This is a genomic window from Halomonas sp. DP8Y7-1 (genome assembly GCF_019801685.1).
Taxonomy (GTDB): domain Bacteria; phylum Pseudomonadota; class Gammaproteobacteria; order Pseudomonadales; family Halomonadaceae; genus Halomonas; species Halomonas litopenaei_A.
Window position 1 is genome coordinate 105133 of record NZ_JAHVIN010000014.1, and the last position, 26961, is coordinate 132093.

Sequence of the window (26961 nt, forward strand, 5' to 3'; positions counted from 1 at the left end):
CTAAAGCCTAACGCCCAGGAGACGGCCCATGGCATCTTCACTCCCTGTCGTTCCCGTCACCTTGATCACCGGGTTTCTCGGGGCGGGAAAGACGACCCTGCTCAACCACCTGCTGCATGCCACCAGCGGTCGGCGCGTCGCGGTGATGGTCAATGACTTTGGCGCCATCAATATCGACAAGGACTTGATCATCAGCGAAACCCAGACCACCGTCAGCCTGGCCAACGGCTGCATCTGCTGCACGGTGGAGGGCGATCTTATCGATCAGCTGACGGGACTGCTGAACATGCAGGCAGGCCGCCCGGAGCACATCGTGATCGAGGCCAGCGGTGTCTCCAATCCGACCAAGATCGCCAGTACGCTGCGCTACCCGATCTTTCGAGACAGGGTCATCATCGACAGTATTCTCACGGTGGTCGACGCCGAACAGTTCGATCGCCTGGACGGCGATATGGCGAGACTGGCCACGGAGCAGCTGGATGTGGCCGATATGGTGATACTGAACAAGACCGATCTGGCCAGCGATGCGCAGATCGACGCCTTCGAGCGCCGTTGGCTCTACCCGGGAGTTCGTCTATACAAGACCCAGCGGGGACAGGTGCCGCTCTCGATGGTACTGGGCGTCGATGTGGGTCAGCGCCCCATATCGCTGCGGGCGATGCCATCATCCCCCGGTGGCCTGGTCGCTCCACGCCAGGGCGCCGGCGAGGACCATGCCGCCCGTTTCACCAGCACCCACTGGACCAGCCGTTATCCCGTCCGGCTGCAGGCGCTGCGAGAAGCGCTGCGCGCACTGCCTACTTCCATCTACCGGGCCAAGGGGATCTGCTACCCAGAAGAGATGAACGGTCGCGCGGTAGCGGTGCACCTGGTCGGCAGCCGTATCGATATAGCGCCCCTTGGAGACAGTGGTTTGGCAGATACCTCCATGGCAGACGCCTGCAGCCGCCTGATCATGATCGCCCCGCTAGGAGGCATCGACCCGCTGACGCTGCAGGAAACGCTGGATGCTTGCGTGGTGTGGCCAACCGACATAGAAAAGGCCCACCACGATGCGCGTCCACAAGCGTCCGTGACACAGGACATGGCCCCACCAACGACCCATCAGGACGGGAATACCGAGTATGCGTGAACAGCGCTGCCCGCTGCTGCCAGCGGTGCATGGAGTGGAACGAACCCTGACCAGCCTTCACTTTGGTGAAGGGGCTCGCAAGGCCTACCTGCAGGCCAGCCTGCATGGCGATGAAATTCCCGGCATGCTGGTGCTCCACCACCTGCGCCAGTTGATCGCCAAGGCCGAAGACAGCCACCTGCTGCGCGGGGAGATCGTCCTGGTCCCGGTGGCCAACCCCATCGCCCTGGGCCAACGCCTGATGCACGATGCCATGGGCCGCTTCGACTTCACCACCGGCCTCAACTTCAATCGTGACTATCCGGATCTGGCCCCCCCCCTGATGGCGGCGCTGGAAGGGCAACTCGGCCCTTCCCCCCAGGACAACCGCCGGATCATCCGCCAGGCCCTGGCGGGGGCCATCGACAGGCTGCCCTGTGACAGCGATATCCGGTCACTCAAGCAGGCCCAACTGCGTCTGGCCCATGACGCCGACCTGGTGCTGGACCTGCACTGCGATGCCCAGGCGATTGTTCATCTGTATCTGGAAGCCCCCTACTGGCCACAGCTCGAGCCGTTGGCCCGCTACCTGGGCGCTGAGGCCATGCTGCTGGGGACAGGCACCGGATCCTTTTCCTTCGACGAGGCCTGCGGCCAGCCCTGGTGGCGGCTGGCCGACCACTTTGAGGATCGCTTCCCGGTTCCCGCGGCCTGCGTTACCGCCACCGTGGAACTGCGCGGAGAGCAGGACGTAGACCACGACACCGCACGGGCCGATGCCATTGCCCTGTATCGCTACCTGGTCCAGCAAGGCTTCATCGCTGACGAGATTCCCCCGGCGCCCGCCTTGAAGGCCGAGCCCACCCCGTTCCAGGGCGCCCTGACCATCAAGGCACCGGTGGCGGGAGTGGTGGCCTTTCATGTGGCCCCCGGGGATCGCGTTGACGTCGGCCAGCGGCTGGCGGATCTGGTCGACCCACTCACGGCGGAGGTGACGCCGGTGGTCAGCGCCAGTCAGGGCGTCGTCTACATGCGCACATCCTGTCGCTATCTGCCCCCCGGAGCAGAACTGTGCAAGATCGCCGGAAAAACCCCGCTGGACCAGGGGGGGCAGGTATCCGCCTGACGCGCTCAGGACACCCGATGGGTCCCATGACCTCACAGCATTTACGCCAGACCATTGACACCAGATCGTCTACGCCAGGCACTCGCCAAAGCCTGGCTCAATAGCTCAGGAGCTTTGCATGAAATATTCCTCATTGGTGGGCCGTATCGCCGGCGAGACCGTTACCGCCTGGGACATCCACTTCGCGGCCTGTGACGCCGCCGAACGGGGTGAAGACGTCATTGTGCTGAGTATCGGCGACCCCGACTTCACCACCGACCCCCGCATCATTGAAGCTGCCGTGGATGCGCTGGCGGCTGGCGATACCCACTACACCCCAGTGACCGGGCGTGAAGAGGTGCGCCATGCCATCGCCGCCAAACAGCGCCGCCTCCAGGGCACGCCGGTCTCCGCCGATGAGGTGACGCTGGTGGCGGGGGCACAAAATGGGCTGTTCGCCACCGCCCTGTGTCTGTTTGAACACGGCGACGACGTGCTCGTCCCCGAACCCATGTACCTGACCTATGCCGCCAGCCTGCAGGCGTCCGGGGCACGCATGGTGCCCATCGCCCAGCATGCCGATGACGACTTCCGGCTGACCCGAGAGGCGATAGAAGCGGCGCTGACGCCCAACACCCGCGGCATCGCCTTTGCCACGCCCAACAATCCCACCGGCAACGTCTACCGCCCGGAAGAGCTCGAGGCAATCGCCGAGGTCGCGCGGCGCCATGACCTGTGGGTGATCTCCGACGAGGTCTACGGTCAGCTGACCTACGACCGCGATCATCAAAGCATTGCCAGCCTGCCGGGTATGCAGGAGCGGACGATTGTCATCAACAGCCTGTCGAAATCCCATGCCATGACCGGTTGGCGTACCGGCTGGGTGGTGGGACCGAAGGCGCTGATCGGGCATCTGGATAACCTGCTGCTGAGCATGCTGTATGGCCTGCCAGGTTTCGTTCAGCAGGCCACTCTGCGCGCGCTCGAGCTGGACGACGACGTTGTCGACCAGGCGCGCGAGGTCTACCGGCGCCGCCGGGCGATTGTGATGGAGGGTCTGGGACAGTGCTCGCGGCTTGGCATCAAGGCGCCCGAGGCGGGTATGTTCATGCTGGTGGACATCCGCGAGACGGGGCTTTCGAGCATCGACTTCGCCTGGCAGCTGTTCCGCAGCACTGGAGTCTCGGTACTGGATGCGGAAGCCTTCGGCAGCAGCGCCAAAGGCTTCGTGCGGCTATCCTTCGCCGTGTCCGAGGCGCAGCTTGAAGACGCCTGCCAGCGCATCGCACGCTTCGTTGATGGACTGCCGACGAGCGCAAACCAAGCTAACGCAATGCAGCTGTAGCGTCGCATTACCTGCCTTTCCGGCATGACGACAAGCTCTGGAGGCCATTGCAGGATCAGCATGATCTCGACGGCGGCCTCCAGAGACCTTCATGGTTTTCTCTGGACTCCCTCGCTAGCGCGGAATCACCCCATCAACGCTGGCTGCCGACGTCCAGCACCAGCTTCCCCACGTGATGCTTTTCCTGAAAGCGCTGCTGCGCCGAAGCGATATCATCAAGCGCAAAGGTTGCTGCCACCAGGGGGGCAACCTGCCCCTGCTCGATACGCTCGACCAGGTTGCCGAAGACCTCCTCAGCCAACACGGTACAGCCCAACAGGCTGAGGTCCTTGAGGTAGAGCGTGCGAACGTCCAGCTCCACTAGAGGGCCCGCGATGGCGCCCGCAACAGCGTAACGTCCCCCCGGGCGCAGCACGTTCAAATACTCAGGCCATTGCTCACCCGCTACCAGATCGATCACTACGTCGACGCTATTCGCAGCGACATGCTCAGACAACGGCTGATCCCTCAGCACGATCTGGTTGGCACCCAGCTCACGCAGGATCTGCGCCTTGCCCTTCCCGGTCATGGCGATTACATCAGCTCCTCGGGCCTTGGCCAGCTGGACCACTGCAGACCCCACACCTCCGGAAGCCCCTGTCACCAGGACCTTGTCGCCTTCCACTACCTGGGCCCGGGTCAACATGTTTTCCGCGGTGGAGTAGGAACAAGGGAAGGACGCCAGCTCAACGTCGGAGAGCGCACTCTCGATACGGTAGGCATGTCGAGACGCCACCTTGGTGAACTCTGCAAAACCGCCATCACATTCCGAACCGAAGTACCAAGGAGCCGCCAGTTCCTGTCCAGCACTCTCGCGGACACAAGGTTCAATCAACACTCTCTCGCCCACCCGCGAGTCGTCGACACCACGACCTACCGCGACGATCCGGCCACACACATCAGCGCCCTGAATACGCGGGAACCGCAGAGGCTGACCAGACCAGCTGGCATCTTCGCTGTCACCGTCACCCTTGGAGTACCAGGCAAGGCGCGTATTAATATCGGTGTTGTTGACCCCGGCAGCCGCTACCTTGATCAGCACCTCTCCAGGGCCAGGCTGAGGCACCTGAAGGTCTTCACGGTATACCAGCATCTCAGGGCCGCCATGGCCCAGCAGCTGAACGCCTTTCATCATGTGGCATGGGACATCGTTCATCAGACATCTCCCAACAGTCGTCGAGCGGCTCGCTGGGCCGCGTGGATGGCAGCATCACCCTGAGTGGGCCAGGCACTGGAGGCACCTTCGTGGAGCAAAAACAGTTCTGCCGCCAGGTCAGGCCTGCCGCTGGCACTGCCCATCAGTTCACGCACCTCTCGCTTGTGGCGCATGACCGAGTCGGTGATGTGGACGTTGCCGGGAAACGCCGCAAAGGCACTCATCGACATACAGCCGTGGGGAGCATTGTCGGCCATCCACCTCCCTAGCCGATCAAACAGCACACAGACTGCTTCCGCCCCCGGAGCGGGCAGCGACTGTGACAGCAGCGCCAGATACCGCGCGTGTCGGTGATCCAGCGCGCCGATGACCATGGCCTCCTTGGAAGGGAAGTGCCGATACAAGGTCCTCAAGCTGACGCCCGAGGCAATCTTGAGCTCCGGCACGCTGGGCTCGGCGAAGCCACGCTGACTAAAGGCGGTTTCCAGCCCTTCGGCAATCTGTTCTCGATTCATGCACTGTCCTGGAGAAGGTGGTAGCGGCGCTACCTACTCTTCGTGGTAGAAAGAATGTTCTACCACGAAGAGTAGAACATTCTTTCTACCCAAGGCAACCCATCGCGTTAGCGCCTGACGTCCAGCGGTGTTGCGGCGTCGGCAGCATTTGCGACCTTGCGGCGAAGCTTTGCCGTCTAGGGACACGAACTTTGCGCTGACGCGTGACAAACCTTAGGGTTTTCACCACGTCATTGCGCATTATCCGTTCGATATTGCTAACCATCGGGAGTTACTCCATGGAAACCTCCAACCCTGCCGGGAATTCCGGCAAAGAGCGCCGTTTTTTCGGCCATCCCTGGCCACTGGCCACCCTGTTCGGCATGGAGGTGTGGGAGCGCTTCTCTTTCTATGGCATGCAGGCGATCCTGCTGATCTACCTGTACTACGAGGCCAGCCGTGGTGGCCTGGCGATGGATCAATCGGTGGCCATCGGCATCGTCGGCGCTTACGGAAGCTCGGTGTATCTGGCGACCATTCTTGGTGGCTGGTTAGCCGACCGGGTCTTTGGGGCTGAGCGCACCCTGTTCTACTCCGGCATCGTGGTCATGCTCGGCCATATTGCCCTGGCGATCCTGCCAGGGGTCTACGGCGTGACAGCAGGCCTGATGCTAGTCGCTTTGGGCAGCGGTGGGGTCAAGGCCACCTGCTCGGCGCTGGTGGGCGCGCTCTACGAAGCGGGCAGTCCCAAGCGAGACGCAGGGTTCTCGATCTTCTATCTGGGCATCAATATCGGTGGCTTCGTCGGCCCTCTGCTGACCGGGCTGCTACAGCAAAAGGCCGGTTTTCATGTCGGCTTCGGTATCGCAGCGGTCGGTATGGCCATCGGCCTGGCCCAGTACACCGCGGGTCGCAAGGGCCTGCCGGATGACCAGAAGGTCGCCCCGAACCCTGTCGCGCCCACGACCCTCAAACGCTATCTGGTCATGGCGGTGATCGCGATCACCGTTCTGGTCGTAGCCACCCTGGGCGGGCTGGTACGCGCCAACAATCTGTCCGAAGTGATGCTGGCCATCATTGCCGTCGCCACTGTCGCCTACTTCGCCACCATCCTGCGCTCGTCACAGGTCACCCGCGAAGAGCGCAGCCGAGTCTTGGCCTTTATCCCGCTGTTTCTGACCAGTGCCGCCTACTGGGCGCTCTACAGCCAGTCCTATACCGTGATCACTGCCTTCTTCGACCAGCGCGTGGATCGCGTCGTGTTCGGTTGGGAGATTCCCGTTGGCTGGCTGGTATCGGTACAGGCGCTGACCATCATTCTGTTCTCCGGTGTCTTTGCCTGGCTGTGGACGACGCTGGGCAAACGCCAACCCTCGTCTGCCGGCAAGTTCGTCATTGCCATGGCCATCATCGGTGCGACCTTCCTGGGGTACCTGCCGTTTCTCGGTGAGGACGGTTCAAGCATGCCCCTGATCATGCTGGTGCTGTTACTGCTGGGCTTCACCGCCTCTGAACTGTGCCTGTCCCCCATTGGCCTGTCAGTGACCACGAAACTGGCGCCGCGCTCCTTCCAGACTCAGATGATGGCGCTGTTCTTCCTGTCGTTGTCACTTGGCTTCGCTGCCGGCGGCAAGCTGGGCGCTTTCTATACCGAGGACAGCGAAGTCGGCTACTTTATCGCCATGGCGGCGATTGGCGGGGGTAGCGCCCTGCTGCTGGCTCTTTGCCTGCCCTTCATCCGCCGGGCGATGCGCGGCGCCGACTGAGTCTGCCCTCGCCCCGCCCCTGCCACAGGGGACACACTCCGCACACGACGTGCCAGGCGGCCATCGCCGCCTGGTTGTTGCATCGATTAAGGACGCAGGAAACCAACATGCCGACCGACCACGCCATCCAGGGCCTGCATATCACCGACCATAGACTGACCGTGCCCCTTGACTGGTCCCATCCGGACAACGGCGACACCCTCAGCCTGTTCTATCGCGAGGTCTCTGCCGCACAGCGTCAGGATGAGGATCTGCCACTGCTGGTGTTTCTCCAGGGGGGGCCGGGGGGCAAGTCTCCCCGCCCCTCAGCCCATGGGCCTGGCTGGCTGCACGAGGCGCTGAAGCACTACCGGGTGATCCTGCCGGATCAGCGGGGTACGGGGCGTAGCTCGCGTATCACCGGCGACATCATGGCCGCCTTCCACGATGCCGAAACCGCTGCGGACTATCTGGCCTGCTTCGATGCCCACGCGGTCGTGGCGGATCTCGAGCACCTGCGCAAGACTCGCTATCAAGGGGCGCGCTGGGCGACCCTGGGCCAGAGCTACGGCGGTTTCCTTACACTGACCTACCTGTCCTATGCGCCTCAGGGACTCGAGAGGTGCTATATCACCGGCGGGCTCCCTGCCATCGAAGCCGACCCCGACGAGGTCTATCGACGTACCCATCGGCGGGTGGCGGCCAAGCTGGACGCTTATCTGGCGCGCTTTCCGGCTGACAAGGACCAGCTCGATGCCATCGCCGATCACCTGCTCGACCACGATGTGTGCCTGCCCAATGGTGATCCGTTCAGCGTCCGCCGCTTGCAGAGCCTGGGCCTGATGCTCGGCATGGGTGACGGTGCCGAGCGCCTGCACTGGTTGCTGGAAGAAGCCTTCAGCGATGATGACCGTCGCCACCTCAATCACCACTTCCTGGTGGAGGTGATGACGCTGACCGGGTTTGACGAGAACCCGCTGTTTGCCGCCATTCACGAGAATATCTACGCCCGCCCCGAGGGCACCTGCAACTGGTCCGCCGAACGCCAGCGCGGCGATATCTTCGACGAAACGCGGCGTCCGCTCAGCTTGACCGGCGAGATGATCTACCCCTGGATGTTCGACGACATCCAGGCCCTTAGGCCGTTTCGCGACGCCGTACACCGGTTGGCACAGCGCCGCCTGTCCCAACCCTTCTACGATCGCCACCAACTGGCCGCCAACCAGGTCCCGGTGATGGCATTGATTTACTTCGACGACATGTACGTGGACGCCGAACTGTCGTTGGCCACCGCCGAGGCCATTCCCCACCTGCGCTACTGGATCACCAACGAGTACGAACACGATGGCCTGCGCCAGGATCCGACGGTGCTGCGCCGCCTGATGTCGATGGCTGAGGGATGAGGGATGACTTCGCTAGACCGTGTGCTGGCGATGACGTGGCAATTCGCGTAAGAGTATCGGCACACAGAGACAGATAAATGGCCATCGCGTCAGCGCTGCTCACACGCTCGAAAGGACACCGACAATGACAACGACTCCACGGCACGCCCCCTCGGCGGGTAATCCCTTCAAGGTCGCGATGGCCGAGGGTCATCATCGCATCGGCCTGTGGCTATCGCTGGGCGACCCGTATTGCGCTGAAATGTGCGCCAGTGCAGGCTTTGACTGGCTGCTGGTAGATGGCGAGCACGGCCCCAATGACCTGCGTTCACTGCTTTTCCAACTGCAGGCGGTGACGGCCGCCGGTGGCCACCCAGTGGTAAGAGTGGTGCAGGGCAAAACGGCATTGATCAAGCAAGTACTGGATATCGGTGCACAGACCTTGCTGGTGCCCATGGTCGACACGGCGGAGCAAGCCCGCGCCATCGTGGCGGCCACCCGCTACCCTCCACAGGGCATCCGCGGAGAAGCCTCACCCATCGTTCGCGCATCCCGCTGGGGCGCCCGTACGGACTATCTTCAGCACGCCAATGACGAGGTTTGCCTGCTGGTTCAGGCGGAAAGCGTAACAGCGCTGGATAACCTCGAAGCCATCTGTGCCGTGGATGGTGTCGATGGCGTATTCATCGGTCCCGCTGATCTGGCTGCCTCCATGGGGCATCTCGGCAATGCGTCCCACCCCGAGGTGCAAGCAGCCATCGACACCGCCATCACGCGGGTCAAGCACAGCGGCAAAGCTGCCGGTGTGCTGACCGGTGACCCGGATCAGGCCAGGCACTACCTGGCCCTTGGTGCCCAGTTTGTAGCGGTCGGGCTGGACGTCAGCCTGCTGATGCAAGCGGTACGACAGCGGGCGGCTGATTTTTCGCTCGGCCCCGCTTCCCCCTCTTCCGCCGATGGTCCCTACTGACGTTCGCAGGAGTCCTGACGGCTACCACTCGCCGCCGCCACGCTCCAGGGCGGCAGCGATGGCCTGGGGAATGGGCTGGCCGGTGCGCTCGCTGGCGAACAGGTACTCGCCGGCAGGGTTGACCTCGAGAAAGACGTGACGTCCCTCGGGTGTGACCCTTAGGTCGATGGCGCCGTAGGCCAGGCCGAAGGCCTTCATCAGTGCCCTGAGGCCTGTCTCCACCTCAGCGGGCAGGGTATAGGCAAACACCCTGGCGCTGCCCACCCCGCTGCGGTAGTCGACCTCATACTGAGGTTCGCTTTCAAAGGCGGTGGCGAACATCTCGCCGGCCACGGCGGTGACCCGAATATCCAGCGCCAGCGGGATATATTCCTGGAAGATCACCGGGGCCAGGCGCACAGCATCGAGCTGGGCGATCTCGGCCTCACCGACCTTCAAGGTCTCTCGCGGGGCCTCGACGATATTGCGAAAGGCCTTGCGCACCACGCCACCCTCCAGGTGTCGGCCGACAAATTCCGCGGCGGCCTCCGGACGGTTGGTAATCAGGGTATCGGGTATCTCCAGCCCCAGCCGGTGGGCCAGTCGATGTTGAGCAAGCTTGCGCTGGGCACGCTCGTCGGCCAGAGGATCATTCATCCAGAAGCCGTCCATGGCGTACCACAGGCCCTGAACCGCTTCCTGAGTTTCAGACCAGGCGAACAGGCGCTCGGTGCCATCGCCCAACGCCGGGTCCAGGTCGAAGGGGCGCAGACGTCGATTCCACACCGAGCGCACCTCATCCAGTGCCAGACGCCGACCATCGGGCAGCGTCAACCACAGGCTGTCGCCGCTGGCACCGGCATAGGCGAGAATGCCAAGCCGTTGGGGAAAGTCGGCGACGTCGATGACGTCCACCGGTGAATGCAGATGTTCCAGCACACGCTCGACGTGGGTGTTGTCGGCAAAGGACAGGATCAGAATCATGGAAAGCTCCCATGGGCAATGAGACCGCTACGTGAAACATGGCGGGCGCCAGGGTGACGCTCGCCATGTGAACGGGAGCTACTGGCCGCCAAGTTGGAGGTAGGCTTCCCAGGCCTGCTGCCAGGCCATCATCCCCTGCTGATCGAGCATGCCCATCTGGTGAAGCTGAGCGTAGTACGCCAGCATTTGCGCGTACTCAGCGAGCAGCGCCTGACCATTGTCTGCGCCGTCACTGGTGGGCGGCTTCAATGACGCTCCGGCAGGAGGCTGGCCGGTCGCCAGCACGAAGGGCTGCAGCGGCGTACCAAGCTGCACCGGCATGGCGGGTTGCACCGGTACACTGCCCCAGCCGCCGGGCTGCGGATTCTCGAAGGCCTGCTTGCCGCCCTCGAGCAGGGCCTTGCCAGGGGCTTCGTAGACCTGCTTGGGGGGATCCAGCGGCTTGATCTTGCCAGGGTCGACGCCTGGATCCTTGGCCAGGTCCTTTGGCAGCTCCTTGGGTTTTTCCTTGCTGAGCTCCTTCGGCGGCTCCTTGATGCCGTCCTTCAACAGCTCCTTGCCACCATCCTTCGGTCCCTCCTTGGGAAAATCCTTGATCACCTCCTTCGGGCGATCCTTGGGCAGCTCCTTGCCGGTTTCCTTGGCCGGGTCCTTGATCGGGTCCTTGGCCAGCTCCTTGACGATCTCCTTGGTCAGCTCCTTGGGGCTGTCCTTGGGCGGGAACTTGGGCAATACCGGCGTACAGGACACCGTCTCGCCGATGGCGCTGCGGGGTCCGTCAAGGCAGGCCTGCATCCGTGCCACCTGGCCTTCGGTGAACATCACCATGGTGTCGTCATCGACGTAGTCCATGTAGTTCATGAACATGTCGCCGTTGGGACCGTTGTCGCAGGACACCTTGGGAAAGCTGGGCTTGCCCACGTTAGCGCCGCCTTGGTTGGGCGTATCGTCGACGAAGTCGGAGCCGGAACAGCCGGTGCCATCATCCCCCCAGATATGGAACAGATTGAGCCAATGGCCGATTTCATGGGTGGCCGTACGCCCCAGATTGAACGGCGCCTGGGCGGTGCCCATGTTGCCGAAGGCCGTGTAGGTCACGACCACGCCGTCGGTGGCGGCGGGGCCTCCCGGGAACTGGGCATAGCCGAGCAGACCTCCGCTCAGCGGGCAGACCCAGATATTGAGGTACTCATCAGAGGGCCAGCCATCCTTGCCGCCGGTGGCGTCGGCCTTGACCTTGTCATCCCCCGAGAACCCGCTGACCTCGGTCTGGGTGCGAGTGATGCCGTCGGTGGCGTTGCCGTCTGGATCGGTGGTGGCCAGGACAAACAGCAGTCTGGCATCCGCCGCCAACGGGGCGAACGGCGCCGGTACGCTGGAGATATCGGCGTTGGTCTTGCGGAAATCCTGGTTGAGGATCTCGATCTGGCTGTCGATCTGCTCTCTGGAAATGTTCTGGGCATCGGTCTTGTAGACCACGTGCACCACCACCGGTATGCGCGTGCATCCCGGACGCTGTGCCATGGTGCCACGCATGGCGCGAAAGGCGTGCTCCTCGATGCGCGCCCGGCGACGGGCGTACCCTGGGTCTTCGTCAAGCAGGCGCCGGTGCAGCGCCATGGTGCCACAGCAGCGACATCCTCTTGGATGGTTCATTTCTTCAGACATGACTTGCTCCCCGCCAGCCAGGAGGCCAGCGTTGTGAGTACGGACTCATTGGCCAGCGGCAGGCTGGCCTCCTGCGGCCCCACAACGCTCTTCCCATTCGCCTCGGGCGGGTTGCGCCAGGAGCCTATCGCTTGGTGATGATCAGAATGTCCTCTTCCACTGCATCAATGTCGTAATCGCCTTCCCATCCGGGCAACGTCAGCTGCAGCTTCTGTCCTTGCTGCTGCCAATGTCCCGTGGCATCACGACAGGGCCGGTCGGATGCGCTGCCGCCGTAGCACTCGGCAGAGCCATCAGGGTGGAGGCAAAGCCGCCGACGAGGCATGCGCGACGGGGCGATCGCCGGTGAATCGGGATGGCGCAGAATCATGCAGCCGTTCACTCCCTCCTCCTTCACTTCCACCCAGTCTCCGCACAGCGGCATCGTCATGGCTGCCTCCTTATGAGGTGTTGTTCTACGCTCCAGCGCGGTCATGCAGAGACCTTCGTCGCCAAGGCCCATTGCCACCCGGCGTCGAGGGACGGATGCCATTGTGCAGACGCCTGCAGACGACGGTACTGCGCCAGCAGCGCCTGCCGTTGGGCCTCGAAGTGACGCCACGGGTCCCCCCGATGATGGCGCTCGTCGCCGCGGCAAACACATAGCGGCAGCGGCGCGGGGGGCTGCATCGACGACCGTAGCCCGGCGCGTTCGGCCACAAAGGCCAGGTTCATGCTGATGATCTTCATCGCATAGTCGATATCGACCGTGGCCAGCACGTCACCAGGCCCATGGATATTGGCGTTGGCTCCATCGGCACCTTCAATGGTCAATACCGCCGGAATGCCCGCATCAATAAAGGGCACATGGTCACTCGCGAAGGGATTCAGCGAGACCTGCAGCTCAAGATCAGTAAACTGCGCTCCCGCTGTGCTGAGTCCATCGATCATGTCCTGGCTGAGCGGCGCGCCTTCCAGCAGGACGGCTTGAGGCGTCGCATTGACCGAACCAATCATGTCCATATTGAGCACGCCCGCGATCCGTTGCCGCTCGCTACTCGACAGTCCCGCGACCCACTGACGGCTACCATGCAGTCCCTGCTCTTCTCCGCCGAACAGGACAAAGCTGATGTCATCGTCGAACTGGCGCTGAGCCAGCACCTCGGCCATCAGCACTACCGCCGCTGATCCGCTGGCATTGTCGTCGGCGCCCGGAGCTGGCGCCGACGGTCCTCCCTGATGATTGACGCTGTCCAGGTGCGCCACGACCAGCCAATGCCGAGGATGGGCGCCAACCCCTGCCAGCGCGGCTGCCACATTGCTACTGGTGCCCCCTGTCGGGATCGATACGGTCTGACGCGAACAGGACAAACCCGCAGCAGCAAATTGGCCTTCCGCCCAATCTGCGGCCTCGCCATAGCTGGCGCTGGTAGAATGCCGAGTAGGCCAGGACACCAGCTGTCTGATCAGCTGGTCATAGCGTGAACGCGAGGCCGAGTTCACCAGGGCTGTCAGCGACGTGGCGCGAGTCTCAGGACCCTCGTTGGGCTTGGCCCGATGGAACAGAACAGTGTCCTTGTTCAGCGGAAACAGGCGAAAACACGGCTCCTGATGGTCATCGAGCCCAGCGTTGATCTGACGCGCCGTGGCTCGGTCCAGGTCGACCACCAGATAGCGGCCCGCATTCAGCAGTACCGGCACGTCAGGATACTGCTGCTGAAACAGCCGGCCCTTCTGGCAGACACCGTGCAGGCTCCCTCGGGCGACATCCACCGCCTGCACGTCGGCGCTATTGCCAGTACTATTACCAGTACTATTGCCAGTACTATCGCCAGCACTGTCATCAAGCGTCGCACGCAGCGCCGGCCAGCGCGCATTGGGCGCGACCAACAGCTGCTGACCTCCCGCCTGCACCCGCCAGACTCCCGCTACTGTCAGCGGTTTGGCGCGAGCGGAAGAAGACGTTATCGTTTGCCTCAGTATCACCTTCATGGAGTCACCCTTGGCTGCCATCAGCAGCAGGGACGATGCGCCAGAACGAGACGGTCCTGCTCACCGGCAGAACCCTCTTCAGCGGAATTAGCCGCAGCGTAATGGATTATCAAGGTAGTTGTTTCACGGCCAACCGTCTGTGGCTGCCCTGGCTCCAGCAACCTCAGGCACCTATCCGTAACTCTTTGATCATCATCGAATCATCTGAGTGAACGGATCATCCACACCGGGTGGTGCCAGTTCCCTGAGAAAAAAGTGCACAGAAAATCAGTGGGCTGGCGAGAGATGAAACTTTTTCACCTAAGGACACACCAAGCTGAGTGAAGGTCTCGTCCAGGCCAGGTCGTGCCGTTCATGTAGTAAAGCTCCGAATCTGATCAGCGATGAAATCGCCAGCCGTGCGCTCTGCGCAGGTCTTCTACCACCGGCGTACTGGCGACAAAAGGTCGGCATATTCGAGAATATTGTCATCATTGTCGCCGAGAAAGGACCATACAGACGGTAGAACACGCCTGTTAGTTGCTTTATACTTTCGTCGTAAATTTACGATCTCGACATCCCGTCGGGATCGTTTTCGTTTGTCGGGAGGTCCCATGGCAATCTCCATCACCAATCTTCGTGCACGGCATCCTCGCCTGGCGGAGCTCGCCCTTGCCCTTGGTGGCTTCGGCATCGGTACCAGCGAATTCGTGATCATGGGGTTGATGGAGCGGGTCGCTCAGGACCTGTCGGTCAGTTCCGCTGACGTGGGCTACGCGATTTCCGCCTATGCCCTCGGCGTGGTTGTCGGCGCTCCATTGATCTCGGCGCTGGCGGCACGGGTGCCCAGGCGTACACTGCTGATCTGCCTGATGCTGGTCTTCGCCATTGGCAATATCGCCAGCGCCCTGGCCACCAGCTTCTGGCCCTTCGTCGGGCTGCGCTTCATTGCGGGCTTGCCCCACGGCGCCTATTTCGGCGTCGCCGCTCTGGTCGCCGCCGCCGCGGTCCCGGTCGAGGAGCGAGCGCGGGCCATCAGTCGTGTCATGCTGGGTCTGACCAGTGCCATCGTGATCGGCGCCCCCCTGGCGACCTGGGCCGGTCAGTGGATGGGCTGGCAGTTTGCCTTTCATGCGGTCGGTGTCATCGCCTTCCTTACCATGGGCATGATCCGGCTGTTCGTGCCGCGCCAGCCCCATGACGTCAAGGCCAGTCCCAAGCGCGAGCTGACAGCCCTGGTGAAACAACGCGTGCTTTACACTCTGGGCGTTGCCAGCATCGGCTTTGGCGGCATGTTCTCGGTCTTCAGCTACGTGGTCCCCACCTTGCGCGCCCAGGCCGACATGCCCGAGTCCATCGGACCCTGGGTCCTGGCGATCTTCGGCATCGGTGGCATCATCGGCAACCTGGTCGGTGCACGCGCCGCCGATCGCCACTTGATGAAAGCGGTGCCCAGAATCCTGCTGTGGTGTCTGGTCGTCCAGGCCGCCTTCTACTTTGCCGCCAACAACCTTTACACCGGCATACTGTTTGTCGGCCTGGTCGGCACCAGCATGGCGCTGGGGCCTGCCCTGCAGACCCGCCTGATGGACGTCGCCGGCGACGCTCAGACCATGGCGGCCTCGATGAACCACGCTGCGTTCAACTGTGCCAATGCCTTGGGTGCCTATCTCGGTGGTGTGGCCATCAAGGCGGGCGCTCCCTGGTCATCCAGTGGCCTGGTGGGTGCAGGGCTGGCGTTTGGCGGCCTGGTGGTGTTCATGCTGGGGCTGCGGGCAGAAAAACGCAGCGACGCCCGTCGTGCCGCACGGGCGCAGGCGGCCGACAACAACGCCTGAGGCGGCGACCGACCGACGATCTCGGCCGGGCACACTCCCGACCCGCTCCGCCGGGTGGTTCATACGACAGCGCCGGTCCCCTGAGGACCGGCGCTGTCGTCATGACGCCCACAAGGCAGAGGTAGCGAGTCAGCTCAGGCGACAGACCAGAAGTAGCGCACCACATGAAAGAAGATGGGCGCGGAAAAGATCACTGAATCCAGGCGATCGATAAAGCCACCATGCCCTTCAATCAGGTGTCCCCAATCCTTGATCCCGCGATCACGCTTGATCGCTGACATCACCAGCCCTCCAACGAAGCCCAGCAACGCGATCATCAGTGCCAGCAAGGCCGCCTGGAGCAAGGTAAACGGGGTCATCCAGGCCAGTCCGGCACCGACCAGGGTGGCACTCGCCACCCCTCCGACAAACCCTTCAAGCGTCTTCGATGGGGACAAGCGTGGGGCGATCTTGCGCCGACCTATCAGCTTGCCCCACACGTACTGCAGCACGTCACTGAGCTGGACGACGACGATAAGAAAGGCAATCAGCAGGACATTGCGCCCTTCAAAACCGGGAATATCCAGCGTCAGCAATGCGGGCACGTGCGATACGCAGAACACGCACACCATCAAGGCCCACTGCACCTCGCTGACTCGGTCTAAAAAGCCATGGCTATCGCCCCTGATCGCGGCGACAACCGGCAGCAGCAAGAAGGCATACACCGGAATGAAGATCGAATACATGCCGTAGTACTGCTGCCAGATAAACACGTACTGCACGGGCAGCACCACGAAGAACACCAGCGCCAACGCCCAGTGATCGGCGCGTCGAGAAGGAATCAGGCTGAGAAATTCGCGCAGCGCGGAGAAGGAGGCAAAGGCGAACAGCAGCACCACGCCTGTTCGTCCGCCCAGCAGGGCGATGCCCATCAGTATCGCCATCAGCCACCAGGAACGAATACGCTGGTTGAGGTTCTCGATCACCTCGTTCTCCCCACCAGGGGAGTAACGCCTCGCCAACACGAAACCGATGGTACTCGCGACCACCAGGATGCCGGCAATCGCCGCCAGCAGCGTTCCCAGGCCTGCGGGGATCACCATGTCATTCATGCGACGCGCCTCCCTGGAGCGATGCTTCTTGCGCGTTCGGCGCCAACGCCATCAGCGACTCCTGGGCACGCGCCAGGAAGTCTGTGCGGCTCTCGTGATCAATACGCGGCAGGGGTGCCCCGTAGGTCAGGGTGCACAGCAGGGGCAGGGGAACCACCTCGCCCTTGGGCAGCACCCGGTTGAGGTTATCGATCCATACCGGTACCAGTTCGACCTCGGGATGGCGCTGGGCCAGGTGATAAAGCCCAGAACGGAACGGCAGCATGCCATCCTCTCGGGTGTTACGCGTGCCCTCAGGGAACAGGATCAAGGAGTCGCCTGCTGCCAGTGCAGCGCCCATGTCTTCAAGGGGGTCTCCCTGTGGCTGCGTCGCCGTCTGGTCTGTCTTGCGCTGACGCGCGATGAGCACGCCCTGAAACACCTCATGGATCAAAAAGCGGCGCAGCGGCGACGCCAGCCAATAGTCGGCCCCCGCCACCGGGCGAGTTCGCGCTCGCAGGCGCGGCGGCAAGGTGGTCCAGATCAGGACAAAGTCGCCATGACTGGAGTGATTGGCGTAATACAGCCGCTGGCGCGCTATCGGCGCGATTCCCGACCAGATTGGCCGTGGCGATGTCACCAGGCGTGCGAACAGGCGAATCAGCATGCCCGTCAATGACGCCCTCCAAGAGGGTTTCTTCATGTTCATTCCCTGTATCAGGCACCGCGTGCGAGATATCCCTCTCCGGCGTCGACGGGTGCAGCCCGGACGGCAACTGTGCCATACTTCGGGCCCTCGGTTGCCCTCATATTGCACTCTCTGTTCCGAATCCCTCAGGTGAAGACCCCGCCCATGTCCCAAGGTACGCTATTCATCATTTCCGCCCCTTCCGGCGCCGGCAAGACCAGCCTGGTGCGCGAATTGATCGAGGGCCTCGACGGCATTCAGGTATCGGTCTCGCATACGACCCGAGCCAAGCGACCGGGCGAGGTAGATGGCGTGAACTACCATTTCGTCGACATGCCGACCTTCGACGCCATGATCGACAAGGGCGACTTCTTCGAGCACGCACGGGTCTTCGACAACTGCTACGGCACCTCGCGAAGCGCCGTGGAAACCCTGTTGGCCGCAGGTCAGGACGTCATCCTCGAGATCGATTGGCAGGGCGCTCGTCAGGTCAGGGCGCAGATGCCGGACGCGGTCTCGGTGTTCATTCTGCCGCCCTCCCGGGAAGAGCTCGAGCGTCGCCTGTCGAGCCGTGGTACGGATGACCATCAGGTCGTCAGCGCGCGCATGCGTGAAGCCGTCAGTGAAATGTCTCACCATGACGAATACGACTTCCTGGTGATCAATGACGACTTCACCACGGCGCTGGACGAACTGCGTGCACTGGTCGTCGCCCAGCGCCTGGCGACCCCGCGCCAGAATCAGCGTCATGCTGCCCTGCTCGAAGCGCTGTTGACCGATACGCAGCCACACAATTGAGGTACCTCCTCACCACCACGCCGGTGGGCAAGCGGTTCGGCACTGCAACGACCGTCCAGCGTCTTGTCAGAAGCGGCGTGACTCGAGTAATCTAGCCTGTCACTTCGCAGGTGCAACCCCCGGGCGCAATCGTCGGCGGGGGCATAGTCCGTCTCGCCGACCGCGAAAGGCCAGCACCTGCCCGACACACTGTCTGTCAGATCAGGAAGGGCCCAATGGCGCGAGTTACCGTCGAAGATTGTCTGGAACATGTCGAGAACCGTTTCAAGCTGGTGATGATTTCCACCCAGCGCTCCCGTCAGCTGGCCCGCGGCTCCCGCGATGCCTTGCTGCCCTGGGAAAACGACAAGCCCACGGTCATGGCCCTGCGTGAAATCGCCGACGGCCTGATCGATGACAGCGTACTGGACGAGCCGGTCGAGGCTCCCAGCCGCTTCCGTCCCGAGTACTCTCACGCCTCGCCCTCCGAGGAATGATCGCGCCGGGGATGGCCGTTGGCCATCCCACGGGGTCCTCATCACGCAGTCGGGGCACGCCACATGTTCACCATCGACGATCTGTCTGACCGACTCGGAGGCTATCTGCCCGCCGAGGAAATCCAGCAGGTCAGGCGTGCCTTTTACTACGCTGAACAGGCCCATGACGGCCAGCGCAGGCGTTCCGGTGAACCCTATGTGACTCATCCCTTGGCGGTGGCCAATATCCTCGCCAACATGCACATGGACCATCAGAGTCTGATGGCGGCCATGCTGCACGACGTCATCGAGGATACCGGCGTCCCCAAGGAGGCCCTGGCCAGACAGTTCGGCGAGCCCGTGGCCGACCTGGTCGACGGTGTATCCAAGCTGACCCAGATCACCTTCGAGGACAAGGCCGTCGCCCAGGCTGAGAACTTCCAGAAGATGGTGCTGGCGATGTCCCAGGACATCCGGGTCATCATCGTCAAACTGGCCGACCGTCTGCACAATATGCGCACCCTCGGTGCGCTCAGGCCTGACAAGAAGCGTCGCATCGCCAGGGAAACCCTGGAAATCTATGCTCGCGTTGCCAGCCGCCTTGGCATCAACACCATTCGCGTCGAGCTCGAGGACCTGTCCTTTCAGGCTATCCACCCGATGCGGGCCGAGCGAATCAAGCGTGCCGTGGCCAGCGCCCGTGGCAATCGTCGCTCCGCCATTCGCCAGGTGCAGAACGCCTTGCAGACTCGGCTCGACGAGCACGAGCTCAAGGGCACCGTCATCGGTCGCCAGAAGCATCTGCTGTCGATCTACCGCAAGATGCGCGACCAGCGAAAGTCCTTCGCCGAGATCATGGACGTGTTCGGCTTTCGCATCATCGCCGACGATGTCGACAGCTGTTATCGCATCCTGGGCATGGTGCACAACCTTTACAAGCCGGTACCCGGACGCTTCAAGGACTACATCGCGATCCCCAAGGCCAACGGCTACCAGAGCCTGCACACGACCTTGTTCGGCACCAACGGCATGCCCATCGAAGTGCAGATCCGCACTCGTGAAATGGAAGCCATGGCCAACAACGGCATCGCTGCCCACTGGCTCTACAAGGCAGGCCAGACCTCGCATCCGATTGCCGAGGGCAGCCGTGCCAGGGCCCGCGAATGGGTCAAGGGCCTGCTGGAGATGCAGCGCCATGCCGGCGACTCCCTGGAGTTCATTGAGCACGTCAAGAACGACCTGTTCCCGGACGATATCTACGTGTTCACCCCCAAGGGCGACATCATGGAGCTGCCCCAGGGCGCTACCGTGATCGACTTTGCCTATGCGGTACACACCGAGATCGGCAACACCTGCATCGCCTGTCGCATCGATCGTCACCTGGCGCCGCTGTCGACCCGCCTCGAAAGCGGCCAGACGCTGGAGATCATCACCTCTCCTGGCGGCAAGCCTAACCTTGCCTGGCTCAATTTCGTGGTCACGGCCAAGGCCCGCTCGGCCATTCGTCACGCCTTGAAGCACCAACAGCACACCGAAGCCGTGCAGCTTGGTCGCCGCCTGCTGACCCGGGCGTTGATGGAGTTCGAGGTACACCTGGAAGATCTGGGTGACGACGTCATGGCCCGCCTGCTCAAGGAAATGGAGATCCAGAACGAGTCCGATCTGCTGGAAGCCATCGGGCTTGGCAACCGCATGACCCACGTCATCGCGCGGCGCCTGGTGGAGCTGCAGCGGGGCGAGCGGATCACGCAGAATCGCGACAGCAGCGACAGCTCCAACGTCACTATCAGTGGCGTGGAAGGCATGGTGATCAAGTTTGCGCGCTGCTGTTATCCGCTACCGGGCGATCCGATCATCGGCCACTTATCGGTGGGCAAGGGCATCGTGGTACATCGCTCCGAGTGTCGCAATCTGCAGGAGCTGAAGAGCGATCCGGAAAAGCTGTTCACCCTGAACTGGTCGGACACCATTGATGAAGATTTCCAGGTGGCACTGCGCCTGGAGGTCGAGAGTCGTCGCGGCCTGGTGGCAGAACTGGCCGGACTGGTCACCGATGCCGACGCCAACATCGAGCGCATCGGTATCGAAGAGAGAGACGCTCGTCTCTCCATCGTCAATCTGACGCTTTCTGTGCGGGATCGCATTCACTTGGCGCGCATCATCAAGCGACTGCGTAATCTCTCCCATATCGGCAAGATTTCTCGTCTCGGCAACTGACCTGGGTGGCGCCAACAGGCCATGAATCCCATGGCCGTTCGCCACGTGGCTGTCGCCATCGACATGACATCAGGAGTCAATAATGAGCAACAAGGCTGTTATCAACACCGATCAAGCCCCCTCCGCCATCGGTCCTTACTCCCAGGCGATCAAGGCCGGCAACACGGTCTACCTGTCAGGCCAGATCCCCCTCGACCCGACCACCATGGAGCTGGTGTCGGATGACTTCGAGGCCCAGGCGCGCCAGGTGTTCACCAACATGAAAGCCGTCTGCGAAGAAGCCGCTGGCTCACTGCAGGACATCGTCAAGCTCAACCTGTATCTGGTGGACCTGGACAACTTCGCCACGGTCAACAAGGTGATGGAAGAGATCTTCACCAAGCCATACCCGGCCCGTGCGGCGGTGGGCGTCAAGGCACTGCCCAAGGGCAGCCAGTTCGAAGCAGAAGCGGTCATGGTCATCGGCGACTGATGACCCTCACGCCTGCCGGTGCCTGTGGCGTCATCAAGGTACCGGCATGGCTCCTCGCTGGCCCAGCCCATCATGCGACTGTTCATCGCCCTGCTCCCTGACGACGCCCTGCGCAAGCGCCTGGGAGCTCTCTCTGAGTCGCTGGAGGCTGACTGTGGCGGCCGCCGCATTGCCGATGCCAATATTCACCTGACCCTGGCCTTCCTGGGTGAACAGGATGCGACGACAAGCGCACGCCTTCGCCAGTTTGTTGAACACTACCCGCCCGTGAACGGCCGGCTCGTCCTCGATACCCTCGGTGTTTTTACGGCTCCCGGCATTGTCTGGATCGGCCCCGGGCAACCACCTCAGAACCTGCTGCTGCAACAGGCAGCGCTGTCTCGTCAGCTCGCTGACATGGGACTGGCTCACCGGCCTTCTCATTTTCGTCCCCATGTATCGCTACGGCGTAGAGCAATGGCGCCTGCGGCACAAGCTTTATCCGTGGACAAATTCTGCTGGTCCTATACTTCTATTCACCTAATACAGTCATCTTTAAGCCATGAGGGAAGCCACTACACGCTCTTGGCCTCCAGCAAGGCATGAAGGCGAATCATCAGGGTGAATCACCGTCAGTTGGTGGCTCTATTGGCACAAACTGACGCATCTTTATGGCATCGATCATACACAGAGTTGCCAGCACCTTTGCCCAACGTGCTGCCAGCCCCCCGCGGTCCGCACCGACCGCACATGCGTGACAGACAGGTTCACCCTGTCTCGGGTGAAGGCTTGCAGGGACATCGCAGGCCAATAACAAGGGATGAAAAGAACCAGGGAAAACTCATGCCAAACATACTTGCTCGTCCGCTGGCCGTCTGCCTGCTTGCCAGCCTTGCCACTCCAGCCATGGCTGGTCCGACGCTTGGTCTCGGCTCCACCAGTGAAGGGACAGGAGCCCTGGACCTGGGCTACGACTGGACCTTTGACCTCAGCCACTATCATCCGGCACTGGATCTTCGCCTGGGCACAGGATTCATTCTTTTCGAGGGGGATGAACGCAGCGATAACCAGGCGTTTTATGTTCGTCCGGCACTTCGCTACAGCTGGGAACACGTCTTCGTCGAGGGAGGTATTGGCGCGTCAGGTTTTGTCGATACCCACATCGAGGACCGAGACCTGGGCAGCGCCTTTCAGTTCGAAGATCGTTTGGCTCTGGGCGTAAGAATGGGGGTCTATGGTGACCTGTCAGTCAGCATCACCCACTACTCCAACGCCAGTATCAAGGAACCCAATGACGGCTTCGAGCTGTATGGGTTGAATTGGCGTCTGGCCTACTAGCCAAGCCCATAGGCACCGTGATGACTCGCTGTGCCATCAGCGTCTTGTCGAGCTGTCCTAGCGACCGGGCCCGTGACATATGTCGCGGGCCCTGACATTTCCAGGCAATCTCAGCCGACGGGATCCACCTGCAGGAAGCCCCCTTCCTTGAGGACCTGAGCGTAGCCGTCGCGAAAGCTGGGGTAACGAAAACGGTAGCCGCTCTCGATCAGCAGACGAGAATCGCAACGCTTGCTGGCCCTGCGCCGCAGCGGGGACTGAATGGTCTCGGTGCACTCGACCTTCAACTGCTTGGCCAACCACGTCATCACTTCATTGAGCGGGGCCGGTTCGCTGTCACTGGCCAGATAGAGCGGGGCCAGGGCGTCGTCCTGCAACGCCTTGTCGATCAGGTGCACCAGCACCCCGGCGCAATCGTCGCGATGAATGCGATTGGAGTACATGGGGGGCGTGGCGGGCGCAATCCGTCCTTCACTGACCTGCCGAATCAGACGGTCGCGGCCAGGCCCATAGATGCCGGAAAAGCGCACCACGGTTCCCGGTAGCGAGTGATCGATCAACGCCTGTTCGGCTTCCCGCATCAACACGCCGGAAAAGCCGGATGGCTCGGTAGGGCTCTGTTCATCGACCGTTTCTCCGTCGCGCTGGGCGTACACGCTGGTGGAGGATACGAAGAACACATGGCGGGGCGGAACATCACGTTCTGACAGGGTGCCCAGGACCGCTTTCAGCCCCTCCGGATATGCCGCACGATACGCATCTTCCTCGAAGCGGTCGGCGCTGACCACGTATACCACGATGTCAGCATCCGGTAGAGCGGTCACGGATTCAGGATCGGCGAGATCCACCGTCACTCCCTCGATGCCCGTTTCGGCCAGCCGTTCGGGGTGGCGCCGAGCACCAATGACCCGATGTTCCTTGGCCAGAAGTTCACGGCCCAGCGCTATGCCAATGTCGCCACAACCAACAATCAACGTCGTCGTCTTCACCTTTACCGCGTCCCCCTGATATAAAATCCCTATGAGGCTCCGGTCCGGAGACCCGCGCATCCAGCGTCTGGCGCCTTGATCAATACCCCGAACAGAGGATGCCGATCGGCACCATATGACTCTAACAGAACTCCGCTATATCGTAACCTTGGCCCAGGAGCGCCATTTCGGGCGTGCCGCAGAGCGCTGCTTTGTCTCCCAGCCGACACTCTCGGTGGCGGTGAAAAAGCTGGAAGAGGAGCTGGAGGTCGCCCTGTTCGAGCGATCCAAGTCCACGGTACAGGTCACACCCCTCGGCGAAAAGATCGTCGAGCAGGCTCAGCGCGTGCTGGAACAAAGCAGCGCCATCAAGGAACTGGCGACGGCCGGACGTGACCAGCTGGCCAGTCCCCTGCGCATAGGTGCGATCTACACCATCGGGCCCTATCTGTTCCCGCATCTGATTCCGGAGCTGACCCGAGGCGCCCCCCAGATGCCTCTTTATATCGAGGAAGGCTTCACCGGTGGGCTGCGGCGCAAGCTGAGGAACGGCGAGCTGGATGCCATCATCGTCGCCCTGCCGTTTACCGAGACCGACGTGGTCACCAAGCCGCTGTATGAAGAAGACTTCGAGGTTCTGCTACCGTCAGATCATCGCTGGGCCAAGCGCAAGAGCATCGCCAAGGAAGACTTGCTGGAAGAACGCCTGCTGCTGCTGGGTGAAGGTCACTGCTTCCGTGACCAGATCCTGGAAGCCTGCCCGGCCATCAGCCAGAAGCTCAACAGTCCCAACAACACGCTGACCGCAGAAGGCGGGTCCCTGGAGACCATTCGCCACATGGTCGCGTCGGGTCTTGGCATCACGGTATTGCCACGCTCCGCCATTGGTACCAGCCACTATGAGAGCGGCATGTTGATCAGCCGACCGTTCAGCGAGCCTCCGGGGCGCACGGTGGCGATCGCCTGGCGCGCCAGCTTTCCGCGGCCCAAGGCGATCGACGCGGTCACTGACGCCATCGCCCGCTGCCGCGCCGCCGACCAGGAGACGGCGTGAGCCGCCTGAACGAAGCCGTCACATCACTGAAGGGTGTGGGCGAGGCGCTGGCACTGAAGCTCGCGCGGCTGAAAGTGGAGACCGTCGAGGATCTGCTCTTTCATCTGCCGCTGCGCTACCAGGACCGCACGCGGATCACCCCCATCGCGACCCTGCGCGGGGGCCATGAAGCGGTCGTCGAGGGAGATGTCAGTGCCGCTGACGTCATCCGCGGTCGGCGCCGCAGTCTGCTGGTGCGACTGAAGGATGGCAGCGGCATTCTCAGCCTGCGCTTCTTTCACTTTTCTCCTGCCCAGCAGCAGCAATTCCGTCCAGGCACACGGGTGCGCGCCTTCGGTGAAGCCCGCGCCGGTGCCACGGGGCTGGAGATCTACCACCCCGAGTACCGCCTGATCGGGGGTGACGAGCCACCCGTGGAAGATCATCTGACCCCCATCTATCCCACCACCGAGGGTCTCCATCAGGCCAGGCTGCGCGCCTTGATCGACCAGGCCATGGCCATGCTCGAGGCCGACCCAGCAGCCTTGCCCGACTATGTACCGGACGACATTCGCCAACAGTTTTCCCTGGTCGGACTGCAGGACAGCCTGAAGACCCTGCACCACCCACCCCCGGACAGCGATGTCGACGCCCTGAGCGACGGCCGCCATCCGGCCAGCAAACGCCTGGCCACGGAAGAGCTGCTGGCCCATCAATTGAGCCTGCGCGAGGTGCGCCTGCGCATTCAGTCCGACGGCGCCCCCTGTTTGCCCAGCGGACGCAGTCTGAAGACGCGTTTTCTGGCACAGTTGCCCTTTTCTCTGACCGGGGCCCAGCGGCGGGTGCTCGACGAGATTGGCGTCGATCTGGCCAAGCCTGCCCCCATGCTGCGGCTGGTCCAGGGTGACGTGGGTTCAGGCAAGACCGTGGTCGCTGCCATGGCCGCCCTGACCGCCATTGCCGGAGGCTGCCAGGCCGCCATCATGGCGCCGACGGAACTGTTGGCAGAACAGCACTATCGGGCGTTTCGCGACTGGTTCAACGCTTTGGACATCGACGTTGCCTGGCTGTCGGGCAAGCTCAAGGGCAAGGCACGACTGGATACCAAGGCGGCTATCGCCGATGGTCGGGCGCGGATGATTGTCGGCACCCATGCCATCTTTCAGGATGACGTCTCTTTTGACCGCCTTGGCCTGGCCATCATCGACGAGCAGCATCGCTTCGGCGTCCACCAACGCCTGGCACTGCGCGAGAAAGGCGAGCAAGGTGGTCTGACGCCCCATCAGCTGGTCATGACTGCGACGCCGATCCCACGCACCCTGGCAATGAGTGCCTATGCCGATCTTGATGTGTCGGTGATTGATGAACTACCGCCCGGCCGAACTCCGGTGACCACTGCCGTGGTGCCGGATGAGCGTCGGCCCGACGTCATTGCACGAATTCGTAACGCCTGTGCCGAAGGAAGGCAGGCGTACTGGGTGTGTACCTTGATCGAGGAATCCGAGGCGCTGACCTGTCAGGCAGCCGAGGTGACCCATCAGGAGCTGACAGAGGCCCTGCCTGAGCTGTCCATCGGGCTGGTACACGGTCGCATGAAAGCCGCCGACAAGGCCGCTACCATGGCTGCCTTCAAGGGCGGTGAGCTGGACCTGCTGGTAGCGACCACCGTCATTGAAGTCGGTGTCGACGTGCCCAACGCCAGCCTGATGATCATCGAAAACCCTGAACGTCTCGGGCTCTCCCAGCTTCACCAGCTGCGTGGACGCGTCGGTCGAGGCAGCACCGAAAGCTACTGCGTGTTGCTCTATCACCCGCCGCTGTCGAACACCTCGAAGCAGCGCCTGGCGGTGATGCGAGAAACCACCGATGGCTTTCGCATTGCCGAGCGGGATCTGGAAATTCGTGGTCCAGGCGAGGTGCTGGGCACCCGCCAGACAGGCCTGGCTCAGATGAAGATTGCCGACCTGGAACGCGACGCCGACCTGCTGCCACAGATCACCCCACTGGCAGACGCCTTACTGGCACGCGATCCTGGGGCCAGTCGCCCGCTGATCAGGCGCTGGCTGGGAGAAGAAGCTGGGCGCTATGGGCAGGTGTAGACCGCGCAGAGCCACAAGGCATGTCGTGGGAAGCGTGCAGGAAGACGGCGGGTGATGCCCCCTGAAACGGGATGTCAT

24 protein-coding genes are annotated in these 26961 nt (G+C 62.4%); 15 read left to right on the forward strand and 9 right to left on the reverse strand.

Annotation, left to right across the window (positions count from 1 at the left end; translation table 11 throughout):
- Window positions 1–28 precede the first annotated feature (28 nt).
- The 3 genes from KUV41_RS17350 (at window position 29) to KUV41_RS17360 (ending at window position 3561) form a co-directional block, all read left to right on the forward strand.
- Window positions 29–1132 (forward strand): CobW family GTP-binding protein, encoded by a 1104-nt coding sequence (locus tag KUV41_RS17350; RefSeq protein WP_222484177.1) that lies wholly within the window; start codon window positions 29–31, stop codon window positions 1130–1132.
- Window positions 1125–2237: a succinylglutamate desuccinylase/aspartoacylase family protein gene (locus KUV41_RS17355; RefSeq protein ID WP_222486889.1), complete on the forward strand. Its 1113-nt coding sequence runs from the start codon at window positions 1125–1127 to the stop codon at window positions 2235–2237. The genes KUV41_RS17350 and KUV41_RS17355 overlap by 8 nt, the downstream gene beginning before the upstream one ends.
- Window positions 2238–2355: 118 nt before the next feature.
- On the forward strand, window positions 2356–3561 hold the full coding sequence (locus tag KUV41_RS17360) for a pyridoxal phosphate-dependent aminotransferase (RefSeq protein ID WP_222486890.1): 1206 nt from the start codon (window positions 2356–2358) through the stop codon (window positions 3559–3561).
- A 133-nt stretch (window positions 3562–3694) separates the two neighbouring features.
- On the opposite strand, the gene KUV41_RS17365 is transcribed toward KUV41_RS17360, so the two are convergent.
- Complete coding sequence (locus KUV41_RS17365) at window positions 3695–4756, reverse strand: alcohol dehydrogenase family protein (protein ID WP_222162302.1); 1062 nt, start codon at window positions 4754–4756, stop codon at window positions 3695–3697.
- Window positions 4756–5271 (reverse strand): TetR/AcrR family transcriptional regulator, encoded by a 516-nt coding sequence (locus KUV41_RS17370; RefSeq protein ID WP_222162301.1) that lies wholly within the window; start codon window positions 5269–5271, stop codon window positions 4756–4758. The genes KUV41_RS17365 and KUV41_RS17370 overlap by 1 nt, the downstream gene beginning before the upstream one ends.
- A gap of 278 nt (window positions 5272–5549) precedes the next feature.
- On the opposite strand from KUV41_RS17370, the gene KUV41_RS17375 reads away from it, so the two are divergent.
- From KUV41_RS17375 to hpaI, 3 genes are all read left to right on the forward strand, one after another.
- Complete coding sequence (locus KUV41_RS17375) at window positions 5550–7016, forward strand: peptide MFS transporter (RefSeq protein WP_206942002.1); 1467 nt, start codon at window positions 5550–5552, stop codon at window positions 7014–7016.
- Between the two features lie 107 nt (window positions 7017–7123).
- The gene (locus KUV41_RS17380; protein WP_222486891.1) at window positions 7124–8398 is read left to right on the forward strand and encodes an alpha/beta fold hydrolase; all 1275 of its coding nucleotides are present in this window, start codon (window positions 7124–7126) and stop codon (window positions 8396–8398) included.
- Between the two features lie 124 nt (window positions 8399–8522).
- Window positions 8523–9347, forward strand: coding sequence for a 4-hydroxy-2-oxoheptanedioate aldolase (gene hpaI, locus KUV41_RS17385; RefSeq protein ID WP_222486892.1), 825 nt, complete (start codon window positions 8523–8525; stop codon window positions 9345–9347).
- 21 nt (window positions 9348–9368) lie between these two features.
- Here hpaI and KUV41_RS17390 read toward each other — a convergent pair whose 3' ends face one another.
- The 4 genes from KUV41_RS17390 to KUV41_RS17405 all read right to left on the reverse strand — a co-directional run bounded on the left by KUV41_RS17390 (window position 9369) and on the right by KUV41_RS17405 (window position 13949).
- Window positions 9369–10310, reverse strand: a complete 942-nt coding sequence (locus KUV41_RS17390) for a RimK family alpha-L-glutamate ligase (protein ID WP_222486893.1) — start codon at window positions 10308–10310, stop codon at window positions 9369–9371.
- A 78-nt stretch (window positions 10311–10388) separates the two neighbouring features.
- Window positions 10389–11978, reverse strand: coding sequence for a zinc metalloprotease (locus KUV41_RS17395; RefSeq protein WP_222486894.1), 1590 nt, complete (start codon window positions 11976–11978; stop codon window positions 10389–10391).
- A 124-nt stretch (window positions 11979–12102) separates the two neighbouring features.
- Window positions 12103–12408: a hypothetical protein gene (locus KUV41_RS17400; RefSeq protein WP_206942007.1), complete on the reverse strand. Its 306-nt coding sequence runs from the start codon at window positions 12406–12408 to the stop codon at window positions 12103–12105.
- Between the two features lie 41 nt (window positions 12409–12449).
- Entirely contained in the window at window positions 12450–13949 is a 1500-nt protein-coding gene (locus KUV41_RS17405) for a M28 family metallopeptidase (RefSeq protein WP_222486895.1), read from the reverse strand.
- 593 nt (window positions 13950–14542) lie between these two features.
- On the opposite strand from KUV41_RS17405, the gene KUV41_RS17410 reads away from it, so the two are divergent.
- Complete coding sequence (locus tag KUV41_RS17410) at window positions 14543–15766, forward strand: MFS transporter (protein WP_206942010.1); 1224 nt, start codon at window positions 14543–14545, stop codon at window positions 15764–15766.
- Window positions 15767–15900: 134 nt separating this feature from the next.
- On the opposite strand, the gene KUV41_RS17415 is transcribed toward KUV41_RS17410, so the two are convergent.
- Both KUV41_RS17415 and KUV41_RS17420 read right to left on the reverse strand, forming a co-directional pair.
- Entirely contained in the window at window positions 15901–16857 is a 957-nt protein-coding gene (locus tag KUV41_RS17415) for a phosphatidate cytidylyltransferase (RefSeq protein WP_222162294.1), read from the reverse strand.
- Window positions 16850–17539 carry a lysophospholipid acyltransferase family protein gene (locus KUV41_RS17420; RefSeq protein WP_222486896.1) on the reverse strand — a complete coding sequence of 230 codons (690 nt, stop codon included), beginning with the start codon at window positions 17537–17539 and terminating at the stop codon, window positions 16850–16852. The genes KUV41_RS17415 and KUV41_RS17420 overlap by 8 nt, the downstream gene beginning before the upstream one ends.
- Window positions 17540–17689: 150 nt before the next feature.
- Between KUV41_RS17420 and gmk the strand changes: the two genes are divergently transcribed.
- The 6 genes from gmk (at window position 17690) to KUV41_RS17450 (ending at window position 22783) form a co-directional block, all read left to right on the forward strand.
- The gene (gene gmk, locus KUV41_RS17425) at window positions 17690–18322 is read left to right on the forward strand and encodes a guanylate kinase (RefSeq protein ID WP_206942011.1); all 633 of its coding nucleotides are present in this window, start codon (window positions 17690–17692) and stop codon (window positions 18320–18322) included.
- A 215-nt stretch (window positions 18323–18537) separates the two neighbouring features.
- The gene (gene rpoZ, locus KUV41_RS17430) at window positions 18538–18798 is read left to right on the forward strand and encodes a DNA-directed RNA polymerase subunit omega (RefSeq protein WP_206942013.1); all 261 of its coding nucleotides are present in this window, start codon (window positions 18538–18540) and stop codon (window positions 18796–18798) included.
- A 63-nt stretch (window positions 18799–18861) separates the two neighbouring features.
- Complete coding sequence (locus KUV41_RS17435) at window positions 18862–20994, forward strand: RelA/SpoT family protein (RefSeq protein ID WP_206942015.1); 2133 nt, start codon at window positions 18862–18864, stop codon at window positions 20992–20994.
- Between the two features lie 82 nt (window positions 20995–21076).
- The gene (locus KUV41_RS17440) at window positions 21077–21466 is read left to right on the forward strand and encodes a RidA family protein (protein WP_206942017.1); all 390 of its coding nucleotides are present in this window, start codon (window positions 21077–21079) and stop codon (window positions 21464–21466) included.
- 72 nt (window positions 21467–21538) lie between these two features.
- Window positions 21539–22051, forward strand: a complete 513-nt coding sequence (gene thpR / locus KUV41_RS19750; RefSeq protein WP_222237890.1) for an RNA 2',3'-cyclic phosphodiesterase — start codon at window positions 21539–21541, stop codon at window positions 22049–22051.
- Between the two features lie 237 nt (window positions 22052–22288).
- On the forward strand, window positions 22289–22783 hold the full coding sequence (locus tag KUV41_RS17450) for an acyloxyacyl hydrolase (protein WP_222162291.1): 495 nt from the start codon (window positions 22289–22291) through the stop codon (window positions 22781–22783).
- Between the two features lie 110 nt (window positions 22784–22893).
- Here KUV41_RS17450 and KUV41_RS17455 read toward each other — a convergent pair whose 3' ends face one another.
- A complete protein-coding gene (locus KUV41_RS17455; RefSeq protein WP_206942021.1) occupies window positions 22894–23772 on the reverse strand; it encodes an SDR family oxidoreductase in 879 nt (292 codons plus the stop codon).
- Window positions 23773–23887: 115 nt separating this feature from the next.
- Here KUV41_RS17455 and KUV41_RS17460 point away from each other — a divergent pair, with 115 nt between their 5' ends.
- Both KUV41_RS17460 and recG read left to right on the forward strand, forming a co-directional pair.
- The gene (locus tag KUV41_RS17460) at window positions 23888–24805 is read left to right on the forward strand and encodes a hydrogen peroxide-inducible genes activator (RefSeq protein ID WP_206942022.1); all 918 of its coding nucleotides are present in this window, start codon (window positions 23888–23890) and stop codon (window positions 24803–24805) included.
- A complete protein-coding gene (gene recG, locus KUV41_RS17465; protein ID WP_222484196.1) occupies window positions 24802–26883 on the forward strand; it encodes an ATP-dependent DNA helicase RecG in 2082 nt (693 codons plus the stop codon). The genes KUV41_RS17460 and recG overlap by 4 nt, the downstream gene beginning before the upstream one ends.
- Window positions 26884–26961: the final 78 nt, after the last annotated feature.

What these genes read in the sequence shown, in the direction of transcription:
- KUV41_RS17350 (WP_222484177.1), top strand. Translation starts at nt 29, where the DNA reads ATGGCATCTTCACTCCCTGTCGTTCCCGTCACCTTGATCACCGGGTTT.
- KUV41_RS17355 (WP_222486889.1), top strand. Translation starts at nt 1,125, where the DNA reads ATGCGTGAACAGCGCTGCCCGCTGCTGCCAGCGGTGCATGGAGTGGAA.
- KUV41_RS17360 (WP_222486890.1), top strand. Translation starts at nt 2,356, where the DNA reads ATGAAATATTCCTCATTGGTGGGCCGTATCGCCGGCGAGACCGTTACC.
- KUV41_RS17365 (WP_222162302.1), bottom strand. Translation starts at nt 4,756, where the DNA reads ATGAACGATGTCCCATGCCACATGATGAAAGGCGTTCAGCTGCTGGGC.
- KUV41_RS17370 (WP_222162301.1), bottom strand. Translation starts at nt 5,271, where the DNA reads ATGAATCGAGAACAGATTGCCGAAGGGCTGGAAACCGCCTTTAGTCAG.
- KUV41_RS17375 (WP_206942002.1), top strand. Translation starts at nt 5,550, where the DNA reads ATGGAAACCTCCAACCCTGCCGGGAATTCCGGCAAAGAGCGCCGTTTT.
- KUV41_RS17380 (WP_222486891.1), top strand. Translation starts at nt 7,124, where the DNA reads ATGCCGACCGACCACGCCATCCAGGGCCTGCATATCACCGACCATAGA.
- hpaI (WP_222486892.1), top strand. Translation starts at nt 8,523, where the DNA reads ATGACAACGACTCCACGGCACGCCCCCTCGGCGGGTAATCCCTTCAAG.
- KUV41_RS17390 (WP_222486893.1), bottom strand. Translation starts at nt 10,310, where the DNA reads ATGATTCTGATCCTGTCCTTTGCCGACAACACCCACGTCGAGCGTGTG.
- KUV41_RS17395 (WP_222486894.1), bottom strand. Translation starts at nt 11,978, where the DNA reads ATGTCTGAAGAAATGAACCATCCAAGAGGATGTCGCTGCTGTGGCACC.
- KUV41_RS17400 (WP_206942007.1), bottom strand. Translation starts at nt 12,408, where the DNA reads ATGACGATGCCGCTGTGCGGAGACTGGGTGGAAGTGAAGGAGGAGGGA.
- KUV41_RS17405 (WP_222486895.1), bottom strand. Translation starts at nt 13,949, where the DNA reads ATGAAGGTGATACTGAGGCAAACGATAACGTCTTCTTCCGCTCGCGCC.
- KUV41_RS17410 (WP_206942010.1), top strand. Translation starts at nt 14,543, where the DNA reads ATGGCAATCTCCATCACCAATCTTCGTGCACGGCATCCTCGCCTGGCG.
- KUV41_RS17415 (WP_222162294.1), bottom strand. Translation starts at nt 16,857, where the DNA reads ATGAATGACATGGTGATCCCCGCAGGCCTGGGAACGCTGCTGGCGGCG.
- KUV41_RS17420 (WP_222486896.1), bottom strand. Translation starts at nt 17,539, where the DNA reads ATGAAGAAACCCTCTTGGAGGGCGTCATTGACGGGCATGCTGATTCGC.
- gmk (WP_206942011.1), top strand. Translation starts at nt 17,690, where the DNA reads ATGTCCCAAGGTACGCTATTCATCATTTCCGCCCCTTCCGGCGCCGGC.
- rpoZ (WP_206942013.1), top strand. Translation starts at nt 18,538, where the DNA reads ATGGCGCGAGTTACCGTCGAAGATTGTCTGGAACATGTCGAGAACCGT.
- KUV41_RS17435 (WP_206942015.1), top strand. Translation starts at nt 18,862, where the DNA reads ATGTTCACCATCGACGATCTGTCTGACCGACTCGGAGGCTATCTGCCC.
- KUV41_RS17440 (WP_206942017.1), top strand. Translation starts at nt 21,077, where the DNA reads ATGAGCAACAAGGCTGTTATCAACACCGATCAAGCCCCCTCCGCCATC.
- thpR (WP_222237890.1), top strand. Translation starts at nt 21,539, where the DNA reads ATGCGACTGTTCATCGCCCTGCTCCCTGACGACGCCCTGCGCAAGCGC.
- KUV41_RS17450 (WP_222162291.1), top strand. Translation starts at nt 22,289, where the DNA reads ATGCCAAACATACTTGCTCGTCCGCTGGCCGTCTGCCTGCTTGCCAGC.
- KUV41_RS17460 (WP_206942022.1), top strand. Translation starts at nt 23,888, where the DNA reads ATGACTCTAACAGAACTCCGCTATATCGTAACCTTGGCCCAGGAGCGC.